At 74.0% G+C, this 19,441-nt stretch carries 16 protein-coding genes; 9 read left to right on the top strand and 7 right to left on the bottom strand.

Annotation, left to right across the window (positions count from 1 at the left end):
• Positions 1–98: 98 nt before the first annotated feature.
• Positions 99–2,519: a D-alanyl-D-alanine carboxypeptidase gene (locus ACZ5OX_RS35415; RefSeq protein ID WP_465635939.1), complete on the bottom strand. Its 2,421-nt coding sequence runs from the start codon at positions 2,517–2,519 to the stop codon at positions 99–101.
• A 298-nt stretch (positions 2,520–2,817) separates the two neighbouring features.
• On the opposite strand from ACZ5OX_RS35415, the gene ACZ5OX_RS35410 reads away from it, so the two are divergent.
• The 3 genes from ACZ5OX_RS35410 (at position 2,818) to ACZ5OX_RS35400 (ending at position 5,305) form a co-directional block, all read left to right on the top strand.
• Positions 2,818–3,558 carry a GOLPH3/VPS74 family protein gene (locus ACZ5OX_RS35410; RefSeq protein ID WP_392914763.1) on the top strand — a complete coding sequence of 247 codons (741 nt, stop codon included), beginning with the start codon at positions 2,818–2,820 and terminating at the stop codon, positions 3,556–3,558.
• Between the two features lie 671 nt (positions 3,559–4,229).
• Complete coding sequence (locus ACZ5OX_RS35405; protein WP_392874115.1) at positions 4,230–5,093, top strand: helix-turn-helix domain-containing protein; 864 nt, start codon at positions 4,230–4,232, stop codon at positions 5,091–5,093.
• A complete protein-coding gene (locus ACZ5OX_RS35400; RefSeq protein WP_449790367.1) occupies positions 5,090–5,305 on the top strand; it encodes a DUF397 domain-containing protein in 216 nt (71 codons plus the stop codon). The genes ACZ5OX_RS35405 and ACZ5OX_RS35400 overlap by 4 nt, the downstream gene beginning before the upstream one ends.
• Before the next feature lie 117 nt (positions 5,306–5,422).
• On the opposite strand, the gene ACZ5OX_RS35395 is transcribed toward ACZ5OX_RS35400, so the two are convergent.
• A complete protein-coding gene (locus ACZ5OX_RS35395; protein ID WP_465635937.1) occupies positions 5,423–6,538 on the bottom strand; it encodes an ADP-ribosylglycohydrolase family protein in 1,116 nt (371 codons plus the stop codon).
• A gap of 159 nt (positions 6,539–6,697) precedes the next feature.
• Positions 6,698–9,286 carry a bifunctional FO biosynthesis protein CofGH gene (locus ACZ5OX_RS35390; protein WP_465635936.1) on the bottom strand — a complete coding sequence of 863 codons (2,589 nt, stop codon included), beginning with the start codon at positions 9,284–9,286 and terminating at the stop codon, positions 6,698–6,700.
• 182 nt (positions 9,287–9,468) lie between these two features.
• Between ACZ5OX_RS35390 and ACZ5OX_RS35385 the strand changes: the two genes are divergently transcribed.
• Genes ACZ5OX_RS35385 through ACZ5OX_RS35375 form a run of 3 tightly spaced genes read left to right on the top strand, consistent with a single transcriptional unit; the run spans position 9,469 to position 12,709 of the window.
• Positions 9,469–10,731 (top strand): LolA family protein, encoded by a 1,263-nt coding sequence (locus tag ACZ5OX_RS35385; RefSeq protein ID WP_465635935.1) that lies wholly within the window; start codon positions 9,469–9,471, stop codon positions 10,729–10,731.
• A 3-nt stretch (positions 10,732–10,734) separates the two neighbouring features.
• Positions 10,735–11,814 carry an ABC transporter ATP-binding protein gene (locus ACZ5OX_RS35380; protein WP_465635933.1) on the top strand — a complete coding sequence of 360 codons (1,080 nt, stop codon included), beginning with the start codon at positions 10,735–10,737 and terminating at the stop codon, positions 11,812–11,814.
• Positions 11,801–12,709 (top strand): ABC transporter permease, encoded by a 909-nt coding sequence (locus tag ACZ5OX_RS35375; protein ID WP_465635931.1) that lies wholly within the window; start codon positions 11,801–11,803, stop codon positions 12,707–12,709. Before ACZ5OX_RS35380 ends, ACZ5OX_RS35375 begins: the two co-directional genes overlap by 14 nt.
• On the opposite strand, the gene rarD is transcribed toward ACZ5OX_RS35375, so the two are convergent.
• Complete coding sequence (gene rarD / locus ACZ5OX_RS35370) at positions 12,699–13,703, bottom strand: EamA family transporter RarD (protein WP_465635929.1); 1,005 nt, start codon at positions 13,701–13,703, stop codon at positions 12,699–12,701. The two genes, ACZ5OX_RS35375 and rarD, sit on opposite strands and share 11 nt — an antisense overlap.
• A gap of 144 nt (positions 13,704–13,847) precedes the next feature.
• Positions 13,848–14,696 carry an SDR family oxidoreductase gene (locus tag ACZ5OX_RS35365; protein WP_465635928.1) on the bottom strand — a complete coding sequence of 283 codons (849 nt, stop codon included), beginning with the start codon at positions 14,694–14,696 and terminating at the stop codon, positions 13,848–13,850.
• A 126-nt stretch (positions 14,697–14,822) separates the two neighbouring features.
• Between ACZ5OX_RS35365 and ACZ5OX_RS35360 the strand changes: the two genes are divergently transcribed.
• Positions 14,823–15,221: a winged helix-turn-helix transcriptional regulator gene (locus ACZ5OX_RS35360; RefSeq protein WP_465635926.1), complete on the top strand. Its 399-nt coding sequence runs from the start codon at positions 14,823–14,825 to the stop codon at positions 15,219–15,221.
• 87 nt (positions 15,222–15,308) lie between these two features.
• On the opposite strand, the gene ACZ5OX_RS35355 is transcribed toward ACZ5OX_RS35360, so the two are convergent.
• The gene (locus ACZ5OX_RS35355; RefSeq protein ID WP_449790359.1) at positions 15,309–16,076 is read right to left on the bottom strand and encodes a TetR/AcrR family transcriptional regulator; all 768 of its coding nucleotides are present in this window, start codon (positions 16,074–16,076) and stop codon (positions 15,309–15,311) included.
• Positions 16,077–16,136: 60 nt separating this feature from the next.
• Between ACZ5OX_RS35355 and ACZ5OX_RS35350 the strand changes: the two genes are divergently transcribed.
• On the top strand, positions 16,137–16,382 hold the full coding sequence (locus ACZ5OX_RS35350; protein WP_465635923.1) for a DUF6011 domain-containing protein: 246 nt from the start codon (positions 16,137–16,139) through the stop codon (positions 16,380–16,382).
• Positions 16,383–16,401: 19 nt separating this feature from the next.
• Here the strand turns inward: ACZ5OX_RS35350 and ACZ5OX_RS35345 are convergent, their stop codons facing one another.
• Positions 16,402–18,351: a hypothetical protein gene (locus ACZ5OX_RS35345; RefSeq protein ID WP_465635921.1), complete on the bottom strand. Its 1,950-nt coding sequence runs from the start codon at positions 18,349–18,351 to the stop codon at positions 16,402–16,404.
• A 239-nt stretch (positions 18,352–18,590) separates the two neighbouring features.
• On the opposite strand from ACZ5OX_RS35345, the gene ACZ5OX_RS35340 reads away from it, so the two are divergent.
• Positions 18,591–19,307, top strand: coding sequence for a chitinase (locus tag ACZ5OX_RS35340; RefSeq protein ID WP_465635919.1), 717 nt, complete (start codon positions 18,591–18,593; stop codon positions 19,305–19,307).
• Positions 19,308–19,441: the final 134 nt, after the last annotated feature.

Raw genomic sequence — 19,441 nt, 5'->3', positions numbered from 1 at the left:
GGAGGAGGGGAGCCGGTGGACCGGCTCCCCTCCTCCCTTTCCTCGTCTCGCCGCGTTCGACGGCTCGGCGGGCTCAGCGGCTCGCCGGGCTCAGCGCCTCACAGCGTGCGCAGCAGCCGGGACTGGATGGACGGCGGGTTGAGGTCGCTCTGGAGGGCCACCGGGACCTCCGAGCCGTCGTCGCCGGTGCCGACCCGCAGCACGCCGACCTCCTTGCCGGCCGGCTCGCTGTGGCCGACCTTCAGGGGGTCCAGGGTGATCGTGCCGGAGATACCGGGGAAGCCCGCCACCACCAGGTCCTTGGTCGCGACGACCGCGACCTTGTGGCCGAGCCCGTCCTCCACAGAGCCGACGACGTCGCCCTTCTTCACCACGGTCTGCCCGGTGACGCCGTTCTGGGCGGCCTGGATCTGCTTGCCGCTGACCCTCAGCACGGTGGGCAGGATCCCGCCGTCCGGGCCGGAGGAGGTGGCCGGCTGGCCCAGCGTGACGCCGAGGATCAGCCGCTTCACGCCGCCGATCTCCTTGTAGGCGGCCCACATCAGGCAGCCGCCGGCCGGGGTGCTGGAGCCGGTCTTGACGCCGATGACGCCGGTCTTCGGGTTGATCAGGTTGTTGGTGTTGGGGATCTTCGCGTTGTTGAAGTTGGTCTCCGGGGTGGAGACGATCTGCCGGAAGATCTCGTCCTGCATGACCTGCTCGGCCAGCTTCAGCTGGTCCTTGGCCGTGGACTTGGTGTCCGCGTTGAAGCCCGCCGGGTCGGCGTAGATGGTGTTGGCCATGCCGAACTTGGCCGCGGTGTCGTTCATCAGCTTGACGAAATCGGCCTCGGAGCCGGAGTGGAAGCGGGCGAGCAGCCGGGCCACGTTGTTGGCGGAGGGCAGCATCAGCAGTTCCAGCGCCTGGTACTCGGTGAGCACCTGGCCCTCGGTGAGCGTCACCTTGGACTCGTCGACGTTGCCGGACTCCTGCGCGGCCTGCTTGTCGACGGTGATCTTCGGTCCGCTCTCCCCCTTCTTCAGCGGGAACTTCTGGAGGATCAGGTAGGCGTTCATCACCTTGGTGACGCTGGCGATCGAGGCCGGCGTCTCCGGGCCCGAGCTGCCGAGGCTGCCGATGCCGACCACCTCGGCGGCGGACTGGCCCTTGGCCGGCCAGGCGAGGTCGAGCGCGTCGCCGGAGAAGCTGTAGCTGCCCGCGGCGGTCATCTTCAGCTTGGGGTCCGGCAGCGGGCGCAGCAGCTGGGCGACCGCGAGCGCGCCGAGCACCACGGCGAGGAAGACCGTCCAGATGGTCACCCGCTTGAGGGCGCGCCGCAGCGGCGAGACCGGGCGGGCGTTGAGGGAGGCCAGGACCTCCATCGCCTCGGCGGTGTTCTCCGGCGACGGCAGCGGCTCGGGCTTGGGCAGCGGCTCGGGCTTGGGCAGCGGCGGGACCGGCGGCACCGGCCGCGGGTCGGGCTGCGGCAGCGGCTTCGGGGCCGGCCCGGGGGCGGGCACGGGGGTCGGCTTCGGCAGCGGCGCCGGAGCGGGGGTCGGCTCGGGCTCGGGGACGGGCCTGGGCTCCGGACGCGGCTCGGGCTTGGGCGCGGGCTTCGGCTCCGGCTCCGGCTCCGGGACGGTGCCGGCCGCGGAGGCGCGCAGCGGCGCGGGCTTCTCCAGCTTCTCGGCCGGACCCGACGGCTGACCAGGCTGCCCGGTCTTGGTCAGCGCGAGGGTCACGTCGCCGTTGGTGGGGGTGTCCTCGGCGCCGGTGTCCTCGGCCTCGCCGGTGCCCTCCGGGTCGTCCTCGGTCCCGGCGCCGTCGGCCTTCTCCGGCTTCTCCGACTTCTCCGACTCGTCGGCCTTGTCGGCCTTGCCGGACTTGTCAGCCGCTCCGTCAGCAGCCCCGTCCGGTACGGCCGTCGGCCCGGCATCGCCCTCGGTGCCGGTCTCGGCACCGGTCTCGGCGCCGGTCTCCCCCGACGGCTCGGCCGTCTTCCCCGCGGCCTTCCCTGCCGCCGCGGCACCCGTCCGCATGGTGAGACGCGGGTCGGCGGTGACCGGACGCCCGGCGGGCTCGGCCGCCTCCGCGGTTTCCGGCGAGGACTCCCCCTTCTCCCCCTCGCCTTCGGAACTCGCCTTGCCGGCGGCCTTCACCAGTTCCTCGGGCAGCCGCAGCGCGGTGGTCTTGTTGTCCACCGGCAGCCGCAGCATCGTCGTCTCGCTGTCCACATCGTGGACGCGGAGCTGTACGGTCGAGCCGCCCTTGGGGGCCGTCGCCGGAGCGTCGGCGGACGCCTTCGGGGCCGTCTCGCCGGAGGTCTCCGCGGAGCCGTCCGAGGAGGTGTCCGAGGAGGCCTCGGCGGAGGTCTCGGCGGTCGCCCCGGCGGCGGCCGTGCCTGACGCCCCGTCGACCGCCGGATCGGAGCCGCCCGCGGCCGGCTCGGCGCCGCCCGCCGCCGTACCGGTCCGTTCGCGCTCGCGGTCCCGCCGCCGCTCGTCGCCGTCCCTCAGCACCCTGTCGGGGGACTCGCCCACGTATCCCAGCCTCCTCAACGCCCGGCGGGGCATCGGCGAACCCGATTTCGGGAAGCCGACGCCCCGCCCCGTGTACCTGTACAGTCTCCGCCACCGGCGGTCGTTCCGGCCGTGCACACCCCGCCCGACCGGCGCTTATTGTCGTCGCCCGGTCGCGCCGCGGCCTGTTCACCGGTCAGACGCCAGGCCCGCCGCCGCCGGTTCCGCACCTTCACCGCAAGGTCACGATTCGGAGGCGTACTCGACAAGCCCGTGTGAGAGGCGTCACCCTGTCTCTCATCCACGCGGGGAGGCTTGGATGGGCAAGAGCCGCAGAACTGTTCCCGAGGAACTCTTGCTGCTCGCTTTGGACCCGACCACGGGTACCACGGCGCAGCCGCAGACCCTCGACCTCGGACTCGCCGGGGCGCAGCTCGTCGAGCTGTCCCTGGCCGGACGGATCGTACCGGAGGGAGACCGGATCGCCGTCGTGCTCGCACGGCCGACCGGCGACCCGACCCTTGACCACGCACTGGAACTGCTGCGCCGACGCGGCAGTCCGGTCCGCGCGGCGCACTGGATCGGCGGGCCCCGGCTGGGGCTGCGGCAGACCTATCTGGCGCACCTGGAGCGCTGCGGCATGGTCACGGCCGTGCCGGGCCAGGTGTGCGGGGTGCTGCCGACGACCCGGTACCAGGCGTCCGACGACTGCACCAACGCCGCGATCAAGCAGCGGTTGGACACCGCGATCCGCACCGGTGTCCCGCCGGACCCGAGGACGGCCGCGCTGGCCGCGCTGGCCCACTCCGTCGGGCTGGGCAAGCACCTGTACCCGGGCAACGAGGGACGGTCCTCGCGGTCGCGGCTGCGCGACCTGATCCGGTACGACCCGCTGGGCGGGATGGTCGCGCACGCCGTGATGGACGTGCAGAACGGCCTTCCGGCACAGCAGAACCGTTCTTCCCAGGGGTCCGGGGCCGCCGCCGGCCGTCCCGGTGCCCGTGCGGCGGGCCGGGGTTCGGGCGGGCGGGTTCCCGCCTCCCGGGTCGGCGCACGCTGAGCACCACGGTCCACCGAGCACCACGGTCGACCAAGCATCACGACCCACTGAGCACCACGGTCGACCAAGCATCACGACCCACTGAGCACCACGGTCGACCGAGCACCACGACCCACCGAGCACCACGGTCCGCGCGGCCCGGCGGGCAGCCCTCACGGCGCCCGACACCACCGACCGCGCACCCGGCGGCGCGGGCCGCTCCGCTCGCACCGCCCGAGGGCGCCGAGCGACCCGCCGCACGACCGGTGCCACCGGCGCCAGGAGTACGACGAGCGCCGGACGCACCGCACGCACCACCGGCACCACCACCAGCACCGAGGGGCGGTCGCCCCGCGACGCGAGTCGCCCGGCGACCGCCCCTTCGCCGTCCCCGGACGCCCGGCAAGCCGCCCGCCCCCGCACGTGCGTGGGCCGGGGCAGGTGCCGGCCGGTCCGGGGGCGGTCTGCGCAGCATCTGTCCGAACCACCGAGCCGCACTACCACCTGGGGGCTTTCGCTGTCTCGCGGAAGCGCTTTTCCGATGATCTGTTCTACCGCGCTGCGGTGAATCCCCGGCGCCGACCTGGCCCAAGGTGACATGCTGCTCCGAGTCAGGGGGGTTGGTCCCAATGTCCGAAGTGTTCCGAGGACTGCCGTTCCAACGAGCACCAGAGGTCCGGCCGGAGGTCGAAGTGTCCGCCAACGTCAATCCCACCGTGCGCCGTCGTCGCCTCGGTTCGGAGCTGCGCAAGCTCCGCGAGGGCCTGGGCATGACGGCGGAGGAGGTCGCAGGCCGCCTGATGGTCTCCCAGTCGAAGATCAGCCGACTGGAGAACGGCCGCCGCAGCATCAGCCAGCGCGACGTGCGCGACCTCTGCGACGTCTACAAGGTGCCCGACGACCAGTTGCGCGCCAGCCTGATGGAAATGGCCAAGGAGTCCCGCCAGCGCGGCTGGTGGCACGACTTCAACGACATGCCGACCCCGTACAGCGTCTACATCGGGCTGGAGGCCGAGGCCTCCTCGATCCGCGCGTACGAGTCCTCCTTCGTCCCCGGGCTGCTGCAGACCGAGCACTACGCCCAGGCCGTGGTCGAGGGCACCCAGCCTGACACCGACGCGGTCGCCGTGCAGCGCCGGGTGCAGGTCCGGATGAAGCGCCAGGAGCGCATCCACGGCGAGAACCAGCTGGGCAGCCTGTGGACCGTCATAGACGAGGCGGTGCTGCGCCGCGAGGTCGGCAGCAAGCAGGTGATGGCCCAGCAGCTGCGGCAGATGCTGGAGCTCAGCCAGCGCCCGAACATCACCATCCAGGTGATCCCGTTCTCGCACGGCGCCCATCCCGGCATGACCGGGACATTCTCGCTGCTGGAGTTCCCCGAGTCAGCCGATTCCACGGTTGTCTACTTCGAAGGTGTGACGAGCGATCTCTACCTGGAGAAGGAGGCGGACGTGCGCCGCTATACCGGTCTGTACGACTACCTGAGAGCGGCCGCACTCGGTGTCGCGGAGAGCCGGTCGCTGATAGCCGACATCGAGAAGGAATTCCACGAATGATCACCCCGTCCGAGTACGGAGCCCGTTGGCGCAAGAGCAGTCACAGCGGAGGCCAGGGCGCCTGCGTGGAGATCGCCGTCCCAGGAGCGGGGGAGGTGGCCGTCCGGGACTCGAAGGACCCCCGGGGCCCCCAGCTGCGCTTCTCGGCCGAGGCCTGGAACGCCTTCGCCTCGGCCGCCGCGGGCGGCCTCTTCGGTGAGCTCCCGGGCTGACCCGCCCACCCGGTTCCGCACTCGGACCAGTTGCCCGTAGCGGTGTCCGTCGCCCCTCGGCGGCGGCGGCGCCACGGGCAACTCCCGTTTCGGGGCCCGGTTTCCGGGAGTCCCGGTTCAACCCACCACCGGGTAGCGGCTGGTCCAGTTGACCCCCTCCGGGGTCCGCCGGTCGTGCAGTTCGGTGCCGTGCACCAGCTCCAGCACGAAGTCGTCGGCGAGTTCGAGGATCGCCCCGCGCCCTTCGAGCCCGGCCAGCAGGCCCGGCGGCAGCGCGGTGTCCCCGTGCAGCGCCCCGAGCAGGTTGCCGCAGACGGCGCCGGTGGAGTCACTGTCCCCGGAGTGGTTGACGGCGAGCAGCAGGCCCGACCGCACGTCGTGCGCGACCAGGGCGCAGTAGACCCCGATCGCCAGCGCCTCCTCGGCCACCCAGCCCTCCCCGAGCGCCTCGACCCGCTCGGCGGACGGCTCGCCGGCCCGCACCGCGTCCAGGGCGGCCCGCAGCGCGGCGGTGGTCTCCTCGTGCGCCGGCCGCTCGGAGAGCAGCGCGAGCGCGAGGTGCACGCCCTCCTCCAGGGTGCCGCCGCGGGCGACGGACTGGACGATCACCGCGAGCGCGCCCGCCGCGAGGTAGCCGGTGGGGTGGCCGTGGGTGAGCACCGAGCACTCCACCGCGAGCTGGAACACCAGGCCCGGCTCCCAGGTGGTGAGCAGCCCGAAGGGCGCCGCCCGCACCACCGTGCCGCAGCCCTTGGAGTGCGGGTTCTTGGGGGCCGCCAGGGTGCCGAGCCGCTCCGCCTCGGCCCCGCTGAGGCCGGACAGGCAGCCCTGGCCGGGGGCGCGCTGGGCGTACAGCCACTCCTCGCGGCCGAGCCAGCCGAGGTCGGGGCGGCGCTCGTCCGGGCCCCAGTCGCGCTGGGTGGCGGCCCAGCGCAGGTAGGCCAGGTGCAGGTCGGTGGGCGGGTGCCAGCTGCCGGTGTCGCGCCGGATGTGGGCGCGGATCAGGCCGTCGACGGTGAACAGGCTGAGCTGGGTGTCGTCGGTGACGGCGCCCGTGCGGCCGTACGCGGGGAGGTAGCCGGTGACGCCCTGCGGGCCGTGCTGGGCCCGGATCTTCTCCAGCGACTCGAACTCGACGCCGGCTCCGAGCGCGTCGCCGATGGCACCGCCGAGCAGACAGCCCCGCACCCGGCTGCGGTAGTCCTGCTGCTGGGCGCGTGACCACAGTGGCATCACGACGGGGCGCCTTTCCTCGGGTGTGGGGGCCGCGCGACGGTCGGCCGGCCGCGCGCCCTGGCACTGTATTCGAAGAGCCGATCGGATCGGCCCCTCCCCCGGCGTCCGGTGCCCCGTCCCGGCCGCCCGTGCGGGGCGGCCGGGACGGCACGGGTGTCAGTCCACCACCGGCAGCAGCTGCGGCAGGTGCCCGTCCGAGGCCAGTGCCGCGGCCCGCCGCTCGGCCGGCACCTCGCCGTAGGTGGTGGTGCGCTGGCGGTGCGGGCGGCCCGCCGCCTCGGCGATCGCCTGGAGGTCGCGCACCGACTTGTAGCTCCCGTACGCCGAGCCGGCCATCCGCGAGATGGTCTCCTCCATCAGCGTGCCGCCGAGGTCGTTGGCGCCGGAGCGGAGCATCTCGGCCGCGCCCTCGGCGCCCAGCTTGACCCAGCTGGTCTGGATGTTGGGGATGTGCGGGTGCAGCAGCAGCCGGGCCATGGCGACCACGGCACGGTTGTCCCGGGCGGTCGGGCCGGGCCGGGCGATGCCGGCCAGGTAGACCGGGGCGTTGGTGTGGATGAACGGCAGGGTCACGAACTCGGTGAAGCCGCCCGTCCGTTGCTGGATCCGGGCGAGCAGCCGCAGGTGGCCCAGCCAGTGCGCCGGGGTGTCCACGTGCCCGTACATCATCGTGGACGAGGAGCGCAGGCCCAGCTCGTGCGCGGTGGTGACCACCTCGACCCAGGTGGCGGCCGGCAGCTTGCCCTTGGTGAGCACCCAGCGGACCTCGTCGTCCAGGATCTCGGCGGCGGTGCCCGGGATGCTGTCCAGGCCCGACTCCTTGGCCCGCTGCAGCCAGTCCCGGATCGACAGCCCGGTGCGGGTCGCGCCGTTGACCACCTCCATCGGGGAGAAGGCGTGCACGTGGATGCCGGGCGCCCGCTCCTTCACCGCGCGGGCGATGTCGAAGTAGGCGGTGCCGGGCAGGTCCGGGTGGATGCCGCCCTGCATGCAGACCTCGGTGGCGCCCACCTCCCAGGCCTGCGCGGCCCGGTCGGCGACCTGCTCCAGGGAGAGGGTGTAGGCGTCCGCGTCGGTGCGGCGCTGGGCGAAGGCGCAGAAGCGGCAGCCGGTGTAGCAGACGTTGGTGAAGTTGATGTTCCGGGTGACGCAGTAGGTGACGTCCTCCCCGACCGCGTCGCGGCGCACGTCGTCGGCGATCCGGCAGAGCGCGTCCAGGGCCGGTCCGTCCGCGTGGAACAGGGCCAGCGCCTGGTCGTCGGTCAGCCGCGTCGGGTCGTCCGCGGCCACCGCCAGGGCCTCCCGCAGGTCCCCGGCGAGGCGCTCGGGGGCACCCTGCGCGAGCACCTGCTCGCGCAGCACCTCCCAGTCGCCGTACACGTCCTCGAAGTCGGCCCGGCGGTCGCCGGTGCGGCCCTCGGTGTCGATGGTGGCGTGCAGGTCGGTGCGGCCGTACGACTCCGGCAGGTCCTCGGGTTCCTGCCAGGGCAGGCCGCGGACCACCGCGTCCGGGTCCGCCAGGCCGGTGGCCGGGTCGGCGAGGGCGCGGACGTGGGGCAGCACCCGCGGGTCCAGCCAGGGCTCGCCGCGGCGCACGTACTCGGGGTAGACGGCGAGGCGCTCGCGCAGCTCGAAGCCGGCCGCCGCGGACCGCTCGGCCAACCGCTCGATCTGCGGCCAGGGGCGCTCGGGGTTGACGTGGTCCGGGGTCAGCGGGGAGACCCCGCCCCAGTCGTCGATGCCGGCCGCGATCAGCCGCTCGTACTCGCCGTCCACGAGGTTCGGCGGGGCCTGGAGGCAGGCGGCGGGACCCATCAGGTGCCGGGCCACCGCCACCGTGGCCACCAGCTCGTCCAGTTCGGCGTCCGGCATGCCGCGCATCGCGGTGTCCGGCTTGGCCCGGAAGTTCTGCAGGATCAGCTCCTGGACGCCGTGGTACGCCCGGGAGACCCTGCGCAGCGCGAACAGCGACTCGGCGCGCTCCTGGTACGTCTCGCCGATGCCGATCAGCAGGCCGCTGGTGAACGGGACGGAGCTGCGCCCGGCGTCCTCCAGCACCCGCAGCCGGACGGCCGGCTCCTTGTCCGGGGAGCCGAAGTGCGGGCCGCCGGGCTCGCTCCACAGCCGGGTGGCGGTGGTCTCCAGCATCATGCCCATGGAGGCGGAGACCGGCTTGAGGCGCTGGAAGTCCGTCCAGCCCAGCACCCCGGGGTTGAGGTGCGGCAGCAGGCCGGTCTCCTCCAGGATCCGGATCGACATCGCGCGCACGTAGGCGATGGTGTCGTCGTAGCCGTGCGCGTCCAGCCACTCGCGGGCCTCGGGCCAGCGGTCCTCGGGCTTGTCGCCGAGCGTGATCAGGGCTTCCTTGCAGCCGAGTTCGGCGCCCCGGCGGGCCACCTCCAGCACCTCGTCCGGGGACATGAACATCCCCTGCCCCTCCCGGCGCAGCTTGCCGGGGACGGTGGCGAAGGTGCAGTAGTGGCACTTGTCGCGGCAGAGCCGGGTGAGCGGGATGAAGACGCTCTTGGAGTAGGTGATGACGCCGGGGCGGCCGGCCGCTTCGAGGCCCGCGTCCCGGACCCGGGCGGCGCTCGTACAGAGGTCCAGCAGGTCGTCGCCTCTGGCCTGGAGCAGCACGGCGGCCTCGGTCACGTCGAGGGCGACGCCGTCCCGGGCGCGGCGCAGGGCGCGGCGCATCGCGTTCTCGGTCGGCGGGGTGCTGGAGTCCGTGGCGGTTCCGTCCATGGCGCGAGCCTATGTCAGGGGTGGTACCGCGGATGGACGTAACCCTGAGGCCGTCTCAGGGTCGGCGTACCCAAGAAGGCCACCCCGATCTGACCCCACAGGGCGATGACGGCGGCGGTGCGGCGGCCTCTAATGGGAGGGCAGGGCCAATCACACGTGTTCGCGGAGGAGTTGAGGACGCCATGACCATTGAGAAGGCGGCGGGGGCCGATCCGGACGGCGGAGTGCCGTACCGCACCCGACGGCGCGTCCTGATGCGCGCCGGGGTGCCGGTGGCGGTCGTCGCGGTGATCGCCGCAGGGGTGGGGCTGGTCCCGGCGCTGGCCGCCGACGGCGCGCCCGACCTGCCGGCGGTGTCGGCGGAGCAGCTGGTCGCCAAGGTGCTCGGCTCGGAGGCGCAGACGCTCTCCGGGACGGTCTCGATCTCCACCGACCTCGGGGTGCCCGGCCAGCTGCTGGGCGCGGCCGGCGGCCTCGGCGGGGCGGTCGGCGGGCACGGCGGCGGCAGCGGCCAGGGCTCCGCCGCGGACCCGCAGGCCAAGCTGATGGGCCTGCTCGGCGGGGACCAGACGCTGCGGGTCGCGGTGGACGGTCCGGAGCGCCAGCGGGTGGACGTGCTGGAGAAGATGTCCGGCTACACCCTGGTCCACAACGGCGACCAGACCTGGGCCTGGGACAGCTCCTCCAACAGCGCGGTGCACACGACCGGGCGGGCCGCCGAGGGGCGGCACACCGGGGCGCCGCTGTCCGAGCTGCCGACCACCCCGCAGGAGGCCGCCAGGCAGTTCCTGGCCGCGAGCGCCGGCACCACCTCGGTGACGGTCGCCGGGACGGCCAAGGTGGCCGGGCAGAACGCCTACCAGCTGAGCGTGAAGCCCACCCAGTCCGGCTCGACGCTGTCCGAGGTCCGGATCGCGGTGGACGCCGACAACGGGGTGCCGCTGGCGGTGACGGTGACGTCGGTCGACGGCAGCACCGTGCTGAAGGTCCGCTTCACCGAGGTGTCCTTCGCCAAGCCGGACGCCAAGACCTTCGAGTTCACCGCCCCCAAGGGCGCCAAGGTGACGGACCGGAAGGCGGACGCGGCGGCCGAGGGCGCGCCGGGCGGCGCCGGGGCGCACCCGGGCACCGAGGGGCACCAGGGCGTGAACGTCATCGGCGAGGGCTGGACGACGGTCGTCTCCGCCCAGGTGCCCGGCACCGTGGACGCGGCGCCCGGCGGAGACGGCAAGGGCGACGGCAAGGGCGGCAAGCACGGCGGCCGCGGGGGCGACGCGGCCCGGTCGATGAACCCGCAGGCGCTGGCGAAGTCGCTCGGCAAGCCGGTCGACGGCGGCACCCTGGTGAGCACCAAGGTGCTCAACGTCCTGCTCACCGACGACGGCCGGGTCTTCGCCGGCGCGGTGACCCTGCCGGTCCTCCAGCACGCCGCCGGGGTGAACTGACGGATGACCAAGACTCCCGTAACGGGGGACGTTACGGAGTCGGCCGGGGGTACGGGCGCCGCACCGCGCCCGGCCCCCGCTCCCGTCCCATCCGCTTCCCCCGCCGCCCCCGACACCTCCCCCGACGCCTCCTCGGCCGGCTCCGACGACGTCATCCGGACCCGCGGCCTGACCAAGCGCTTCCGCGGCGGCCAGCTCGCCGTGGACGGCCTGGACCTCGCCGTACCGCGCGGCTCCGTCTTCGGCTTCCTGGGCCCCAACGGCTCCGGCAAGACCACCACCATCCGGATGCTGATGGGCCTGATCGCCCCCACCTCGGGCGTGGCCGCCGTCCTCGGCGAGCCGATGCCGCAGTCCGTCGCCACCGTGCTGCCCCGGGTGGGCGCGCTGATCGAGGGCCCTGCCCTGTACGGCTTCCTCTCCGGACGCGACAACCTGGTGCGCTTCGACGCCGCCGACCCGACCGCCGACCCGCGCACCCGCCGGCAGCGGGTGGACGCGGCGCTGGAGCGGGTCGGCCTGGCCGCCGCGGCGGGCAAGAAGGCCCGCGCGTACTCGCTGGGCATGAAGCAGCGCCTGGGCCTGGCCTCCGCACTGCTGCAGCCGCGCGAGCTGCTGGTGCTGGACGAGCCGACCAACGGGCTGGACCCGCAGGGCATGCGGGAGATCCGGACGCTGGTCCGGGAGGTCGCGGCGGAGGGCACCACGGTGTTCCTCTCCTCGCACCTGCTGGACGAGATCGAGCAGGTCTGCACCCATGCCGCGGTGATGTCCCGGGGCCGGCTGGTGGTGCAGGGCACCGTCGCCGAGCTGGCCGCCCGGGCCCAGGGCCGGCTGGTGGTCCGCACCCCGGACGTGGCGCGGGCCGCCGAGGTGCTGGCGGCCCACCGGGTCACCGCGCTGGTGCCCGGCGAGGACCGGGTGGACGGCGAGCCGGGCGTCCTGGACGAGGAGGCGCTGCCCAGGCTGTGCGCGGCGCTGGTCGGGGCCGGGGTGCGGGTGCACGGTTTCGGGCTGGAGCGGGGCACGTTGGAGGACGCCTTCGTGGCGCTGACCGGGGAGGGTTTCGATGTCGCGGGCTGAGTCGCTGCCGGCCGAGTCGCTGCCGCAGGCCGAGGCGCTCGCGCCGGTGGCGGGCCGGCGGCCGCGGACGGCGGCCGGGTTCCTGGCGCTGTTCCGCAGCGAGCTGCACCTGACCTTCCGCCGGCTGCGCACCAAGGTGCTGCTGGCCATCCTGGCGGTGCTGCCGGTCCTGATCGGGGTGGTGGTCAAGCTCAACACGGACGGTCCGCACGAGGGCGGCGGCGGTCCGAGCTTCATCGCGCAGACCACGCAGAACGGCCTGTTCCTGGTCTTCACGGCGCTCGCGGTGGCGCTGCCGGTCTTCCTGCCGATGACGGTCGGCGTGGTCGCCGGGGACGCGGTGGCGGGCGAGGCGGCCGCCGGGACGCTGCGCTACCTGCTGGTCGCCCCGGCCGGGCGGACCAGGCTGCTGGCCGCCAAGTTCACCGCAGGGCTGGTGTTCTGCGCGGCCGCCACGGCGGCGGTGGCGGTGACGGCGCTCGCCGCGGGCGCCGCGCTGTTCCCGCTGGGCCCGGTCACGCTGATCTCCGGGGACACCATCGGCCTCGGCGACGCGCTGCTGCGCGCGCTGCTGGTGGCCCTGGTGGTCGCGGCCTCGCTGGCCGGGTTGGTGGCGATCGGGCTGTTCGTCTCCACCCTCACCGGCAGCGGCATCGCGGCGATGGCGGCCACCGTCGGGCTGGTGGTCACCGTCCAGATCCTGGACGCCTTCCCGCAGCTGGACGCCGTCAGCCCGTTCCTGTTCTCCCACTACTGGCTGAGCTTCGCGGACCTGCTGCGGGCGCCGATGCACTGGGACGGCGTGCTGAAGGACCTCGGTCTCCAGGCCGCCTACGTCGCCGTGTTCGGCTCGGCGGCCTGGTCCCGCTTCACCAGCCGGGACATCAGCGCGTGACGGCCTCGGAGGCGGCTTCCGGGAGGGACCCCGGGGCGGCCGCCGTCACCGGTGCGGGCTGCGGCACGGCCGCGGCCCGCACCGCGCGGTCGGCCCGCACCTGGCGCAGCGCGTCCCAGGTGAGCAGCGCCAGCGCGGCCCAGACCAGGGCGAAGCCGGCCCAGCGGGCGGGCGGCATGGACTCGTGGAACACCGCGACGCCGATCAGGAACTGGAACACCGGCGCCAGGTACTGCAGCAGGCCGAGCACGGTCAGCGGCACCCGGACGGCGGCCGCGCCGAAGAACAGCAGCGGGACGGCCGTGATCACCCCGCTGAGCATCAGCAGCCCGGAGTGCCCCCAGCCGTACGAGCCGGCCACCGTGTGCCCGAAGGTGCCGCGCCCGCTGACCTCCAGGTACACCAGGTAGCCGAGGGCGAACGGGAACATGAAGGCGCTCTCGGCCGCCAGGCTCTCCAGCCCGCTCAGCCCGACCTGCTTCTTCAGCAGGCCGTAGGTGGCGAAGGAGAGCGCCAGGGTGAGCGCGATCCAGGGCAGCTGCCCGTACGCGACGGTCAGCACCACGACGGCGGCGGCGCCGATGCCCACCGCCGTCCACTGCGCGGTGCGCAGCCGCTCCTTGAGCACCAGGACGCCGAAGCCGATGGTGACCAGGGGGTTGATGAAGTAGCCGAGGCTGGTCTCGACCACGTGCCCGGCGTTGACGGCCCAGATGTAGACGCCCCAGTTGACCGAGATCACGGTGGCGGCGCCGGCCAGCATGGCGAGCCGGCGGGGCTGGCGCAGCAGCGGGCGTATCCAGCTCCAGTGCCGCTGGGCTATCAGCAGCAGGACGACCGCGACCAGGGACCAGACCATCCGGTTGGCCAGGATGTCGTCGGCGGCTCCCGGTTCCAGCAGCGGCCAGAACAGGGGGAACAGGCCCCAGATGCCGTACGCGGCGACGCCGTACCAGAGGCCCCGGCCGTTGTCCTGCTGGTCTGTTCCCGCCATGGCCGAGTGCCCTCCCGCGCGCGTGTGTCGAGGTGACCGTAGCGGGCGGGAGGGGCGACTGTCATCTCCGTTTCCGGATTTTGGTCATGACATTGCCTGGATGCCGGACGGTCCCGCCGTTCCGGGGCCCTGGGCTGCGGTGTTTCAGGCGTCCAGGGCCGCGCGGACGGACTCGGCGAGCGGGGTGGTCGGACGGCCGATCAGCCGGGCCAGGTCGCCCGTGGTGCCGGCCAGCTCGCCGCGCGCGATGCCCGCATCGACGTCCACCAGGGCCTCGGCGAAGCCCTGCGGCAGGCCGGCGCCGACCAGCGCGTCCAGGTGCTCGGCCGGGGTCACGTCCCGGTGCTCGACCGGCTCGCCGGAGGCCTTCGCCAGCTCGGCGGCCAGCTCGGGCAGGCTCCAGGCGGCGTCGCCGCTCAGCTCGTACACCCCGCCCTCGTGGCCCTCGCCGACCAGGACGGCGACCGCGGCGTCCGCGTAGTCCCGGCGCGCGGCGGTGGCGATCCGGCCCTCCCCGGCGCTGCCGAGCACCACGCCGCGGGCCACCGTGCCGGCCGCGTCGCCCAGGTAGTTCTCGGTGTACCAGCCGTTGCGCAGGAACGCGTACGGCAGCCCGGAGGCGAGGATCAGCTCCTCGGTCGCCTTGTGCTCGTCGGCCAGCCGGAAGGTGGCAGCCCCCAGGATGCCGGTGTAGGCGAGCAGCGCGACCCCGGCGGTCCTGGCGGCCTCCACCACGGCCCGGTGCTGCGGGATCCGGCGGCCGACCTCGCTGCCCGAGATCAGCAGCACCCGGTCGCCCTCGGTGAAGGCGCCGGCCAGGGTCTGCGGCTTGTCGTAGTCGACGACGCGGACGGTCACGCCGCGCTCGGCCAGGTCGGCGGCCTTCTCGGCGGAGCGGACGGCGACGGCCACCTCGCTCGCGGGGACCTCGGCCAGCAGGCGCTCGACGACGAGACGGCCGAGCTGGCCGGTGGCACCGGTGACGACGTACATGGTGTGCTCCTCAGGGTTGCTGCGCGGGGACCGCCAGGGGGATTGCCGTGCGGGTCCGACCTCGAAACTCACCCTAGGTCCGGCACTAACCTTTCGAAAGTACGCACTTCAAAGTACGGTACTGACATGAAGGTGAGCGAGATGAAGGCCGGCGGGCCGCCCCCCGCCGACGTCTTCGACCGGATGTGTCCCTCCCGGGGCGTGCTGGAGCACGTCACCAGCCGCTGGGGCGTGCTGGTGCTGGGCGCGCTGCACGCCCGCGGCTACCGGTTCAGCGAACTGCGCCGCAAGGTCTCCGGGGTCAGCGAGAAGATGCTCGCCCAGACCCTCCAGACGCTGGAGCGGGACGGCTTCGTGCTGCGCGAGGCGCACCCGGTGATCCCGCCGCGGGTCGACTACAGCCTCACCCCGCTGGGGCGGGAGGCGGCGGAGCTGGTCGCGGCCCTGGCCCACTGGTCGGAGCGGCGGGTGCCGGAGGTCGAGGCGGCGCGCGGGGAGTACGACGGGCGGGCCGCCGCGAGGTGAGCTTGCGCCCCGCGCGGGAAGTACGACGGGCGGGCCGCCGCACGGTGAGCTTGCGCCCCGCGCGCCGCGGAGGGCACGCCGGCCCGGCTACCGCCCCGCGATGAGGGCGTCGAGCCCGTCGAGCAGCCGGGCCAGCCCGAACTCGTAGGCGTGGTCCGGGCTGTACGCGCCGCCGTGCGCCTCACCGGCAGCGGCCCCGACCCGGGCGGCGACCGGGTAGCGCTCGGGGTCGAAGACCCGGGCCAGCAGCTCGGCGTTGGCGGCCCACCACTGCTCGTCGGTCATCGCGCTGTCCTGCCGGGCGGCGCGCTCGTCGGCGGCCATCCGGGCGCAGGTCTGGACGAAGCCGAGCAGGTGGGTCAGCGCCGCGTCGAGGTCGACGTCGGGCAGCCCGGTGCCCTCCAGGGCCCGCAGCTCGTACTCGTACTTGGCCATCAGGCCGGGACCGAGCGGCGGACGGCTGGTGGAGACGGCGGCGACCCACGGGTGGGCGCGGTGCAGCGCCCGGTTGTCGTCCGCGACGGCGGTGACCCGGGCGCGCCAGCCCTCGTCGGCGGGGGCGGTGCGGGGCATCGTGGCGTAGACGGTGTCCAGCATCAGGTCGAGCAGCTCGGCCTTGCCCGGCACGTAGGTGTAGAGCGCCATCGGGGAGAGCCCCAGCTCCTGGGCGACCCTGCGCATGGTGACGGCGTCCACGCCCTCGGCGTCGGCGAGGGCGATCGCGGCGGCGGCGATCTCACCGGTCGAACGCGCCTGGCGCGGCCCGCGCCGGCCGGGCTTCTCCTCGGCGGTGAGCCCCCAGAGCAGGGCGAGGGTGCGTGCCGGGTCTCCTGCGCTGCTGCGGTCGGTGGCCATGGGGCCATCGTTTCACGCACCGGCGGCGGCCCGGACGGAGCGGGCGGCTACCGTCTCAGCATGACCAGCCCGACCAATCCCGCCGGCGCGATCGGCGCGTCCGGCCCGACCGGCCCGACCGGCCCCGAACCGCTCCCCGGGACGGACACCGCGCAGACCCTCCGCCCGCGGGTGACCTGCCGCCGCTGCCACCGGCCGCTGCACGACCCGGAGTCGCGGATGCTGCGGCTGGGCCCGGAGTGCCGGGACCCGGCGGAACGGGTTGCCCGGTTCGACGTCGACCAGGAGCCACTGCCCGGGGTCTAGGACGGGTCGAGGGCGGGGTCTAGGACCTGCCCTGCCCCCGGCCGAAGAGGCGGCGCAGCCGGCCGGGGCGGGGCTCCTCCTCCGGGGCCCGCGCCGTCTCCTTCGGCTGCTCCCGCGCCTGCTCCCGTTCCGCCGCCCGTTCCGGTTCGGCCCCCGCGTCGGCGGCGTCCTCCCGGGCCGTCAGGTGCCGGGCGAGCGCCCGGTCCTCGTCGGACGTCCAGGGCGCGGCGAGCACCAGCGCGCAGAGCGAGCGCAGGATCGTCACCACCCGGGTGCGGCGGGCCCGGGCGCCGTGGTGCAGCCGCTGCCGGAGCAGCTCGGCGACGTCGGCCCGGGTGTGCGGTTCGGTCCAGCCGATCGCGACCAGCGCGAAGCCGGCCGCCTCGACCACCCAGTCCTCCGGACCGAGCAGCAGGTCGCGCAGTACCCGGCGGCGCTCGGAGCCCTCCCAGGGCTGGTCGGTGCGGTGGTGGGCGATGCCCAGGCAGGCGAAGACCTGGACGGCCCGCACCCAGAGTTCGGGCTGGTGGGCGAGCAGGGCGCGGCCGAGTTCGTCCTCGCGCGGCATCGGCGGGTGGACCAGGACGCCGAGCAGGTCGTCCAGCGGCAGGCCGGCGAGCCGGACGGCGTGGTCGTAGGCGGCGGGGACGGTCGGCCAGAAGATCTCGGCGGTGGCGCGGACGAGTTCGGCGCTCTGCGGCGCGGGCGGGGCGACGGCCGGGCGCGGGTCGGTGCCGTCCCAGGCCCAGATCCGGGTGGTCGGCTCGGTCAGCGGCAGCCGGGGGTCGGGCTCGCCCACGGCCTGGTAGCCGACGGTGGAGCGCGGCAGCGCGAGCCGGACGGCCAGCACCGAGCTGGGCGGCTCCAGGGTGGAGGCGGTGCAGTCGATCTCGGTGTCGCGGTCGGTGTCGGGGGCGGAGAGCACCTGGTGCAGCACGTTGACGGTGGCCTCGGTGGCGCCGGAGACCAGGCCGAGCCAGGGCTCCCGGTGGCTCAGCCGCTCCAGCAGCTCCAGGGCGTACTCGTGCTCGGGGTGGGCGCGGTGGTGGTCGGCCAGGGCGAGCAGGTGGGCCGGGTCGCCGTCGAGGGCGTGGCGCAGCCCGTGCCGGGCCGGGCCCGCCTTGGGGTGGTCGGGCTCGGCGGCGAGCACCTTGTCCAGCCAGGGCAGGCCCTCGGCGGGGCGGCCGAGGGCGCCGTACAGTTCGGCGACGTCGACGGCGAGGTAGCTGCTGGAGTCGTCGCGGCCGGGTGCCGTCCTCGCCAGCTCGGCCTCCCAGACGGCGAGCGCCTGCTCCGGGCGGCCGGCCGAGCGCAGGGCGTTGCCGAGCATCACGGCGGGCAGGTAGCCGGGGGCCAACCGGTGTGCGCGGTCGGCGAGTTCGACGGCGCGGGCGGTGTCGCCGAGCCGGCGGGTCAGGCCGGAGGCCATCGCCAGCAGCAGCACGTGGTCGGGGTGGCGGGCCAGCACGGCCCGCACGAAGTCATGGAACGGCTTTACGGCGTCCGCCGGTTCGGCCGGGAGCGGGTCGGGCAGCGCGCCGGCGGCGCGGGCCACCGCCTGGGCGACGGCGTCCGGGTCGACCAGGCCGGGCAGGTCCTCGCGGGCGAGCCAGGCGGCGTGCGCCCAGGGCCGGGCCGGTTCGTACTGGACGGCGGAGGCGAGCAGGCCGATGGCGGTGTCCCAGTCCCCGGCGGCGGCCTCCACGTGGGCCCGGCAGACCACGGTGCCGAGGTACACCTGGCCCTCCAGCGGGAACAGCTCGCGGGCCGCCGCCGGGCCGCCCGCCGCGGCGCACAACTCGGCGAGGGCCTCGTGCAGTTCGGGCAGCTGGGGGTCGGCGAGGATCGCGTCGCCGAGGTGCTCGGCGGCGTGTGTCAGGTCTCCGGAGTCGATCGCCAGCCGGGCGACCGCGACCTCGCCCTCGGCGGCCAGGCGCTCGGCGCCCTCGTCGTCGGTGTGACCGCTCATTCGCCCCTGCTCCCCCGCTGGCCTCGCCCTGTTCCGTCCCGCTCCGGAGGAGGCTATCCGGTGCCACCGACAGCGCGATGATCACCCCGGTGGCGGCGCCGTCCACCCTTCGAATCGGATACGACTCGTACGGGTGGTTTAGACCTCCGAGGGCTTCAGTCGATCACCGGCGCCCACCACGATGGCCGGGGTTCTTCGCAAGCGAAGTGCCAATCCTGCCAATGAGATCGAGGAGACCAATGAAGCTCTCTCGCACCGTGTCCCTGGCCGCCTCCGCCGCCGTGCTGAGCACCCTCGCCATCGCCGGCCAGAGCGCCCCGGCCTCCGCCGCCGGCTCCTTCGTGGTCAGCGAGGCCCAGTTCGACAAGATGTTCCCGAGCCGGAACCCCTTCTACAGTTACAAGGGCCTGACGGAGGCCCTGAGCGCCTTCCCGAAGTTCGCCAACACCGGCAACGACGCCACCCGCAGGCGCGAGGCGGCGGCCTTCCTCGCCAACGTCAGCCACGAGACCGGCGGCCTGCGGTACGTGGTCGAGCAGAACACCGCCAACTACCCGCACTACTGCGACACCTCGCAGGCGTACGGGTGTCCGGCCGGGAAGTCCGCCTACTACGGGCGCGGGCCCCTCCAGCTGAGCTGGAACTTCAACTACAAGGCGGCGGGCGACGCCCTGCACATCGACCTGCTGCACGACCCGTACCAGGTCGAGAAGAACCCGGCGACCTCCTGGAAGACGGCCCTCTGGTTCTGGAACACCCAGAGCGGCGCCGGGAGGATGACCCCGCACGACGCCATCGTCAACAACAAGGGCTTCGGCGAGACCATCCGCAGCATCAACGGCGCGCTGGAGTGCGACGGCAAGAACCCCGACCAGCGCAACAGCCGCATCAACCTCTACAGGCAGTTCGTCGGCGTCCTGGGCACCGACGTGGGCGGCGGCAACATCTCCTGCTGACCGGTTCCCCGGCGGGGAGCGGGAAGGCGGCCGGTCCGACTTCCCCCCCCCCATCAATGCCGCATGCGTCCCCGACAAAGCGTCGGACCATCCCACCTTCTTGCGCCGGAAGAAGGGTTTAACACCCCCTCCCC

The organism is Kitasatospora sp. NPDC032121, assembly GCF_055580145.1.
This window is presented reverse-complemented; position numbering and strand designations above follow the sequence as displayed.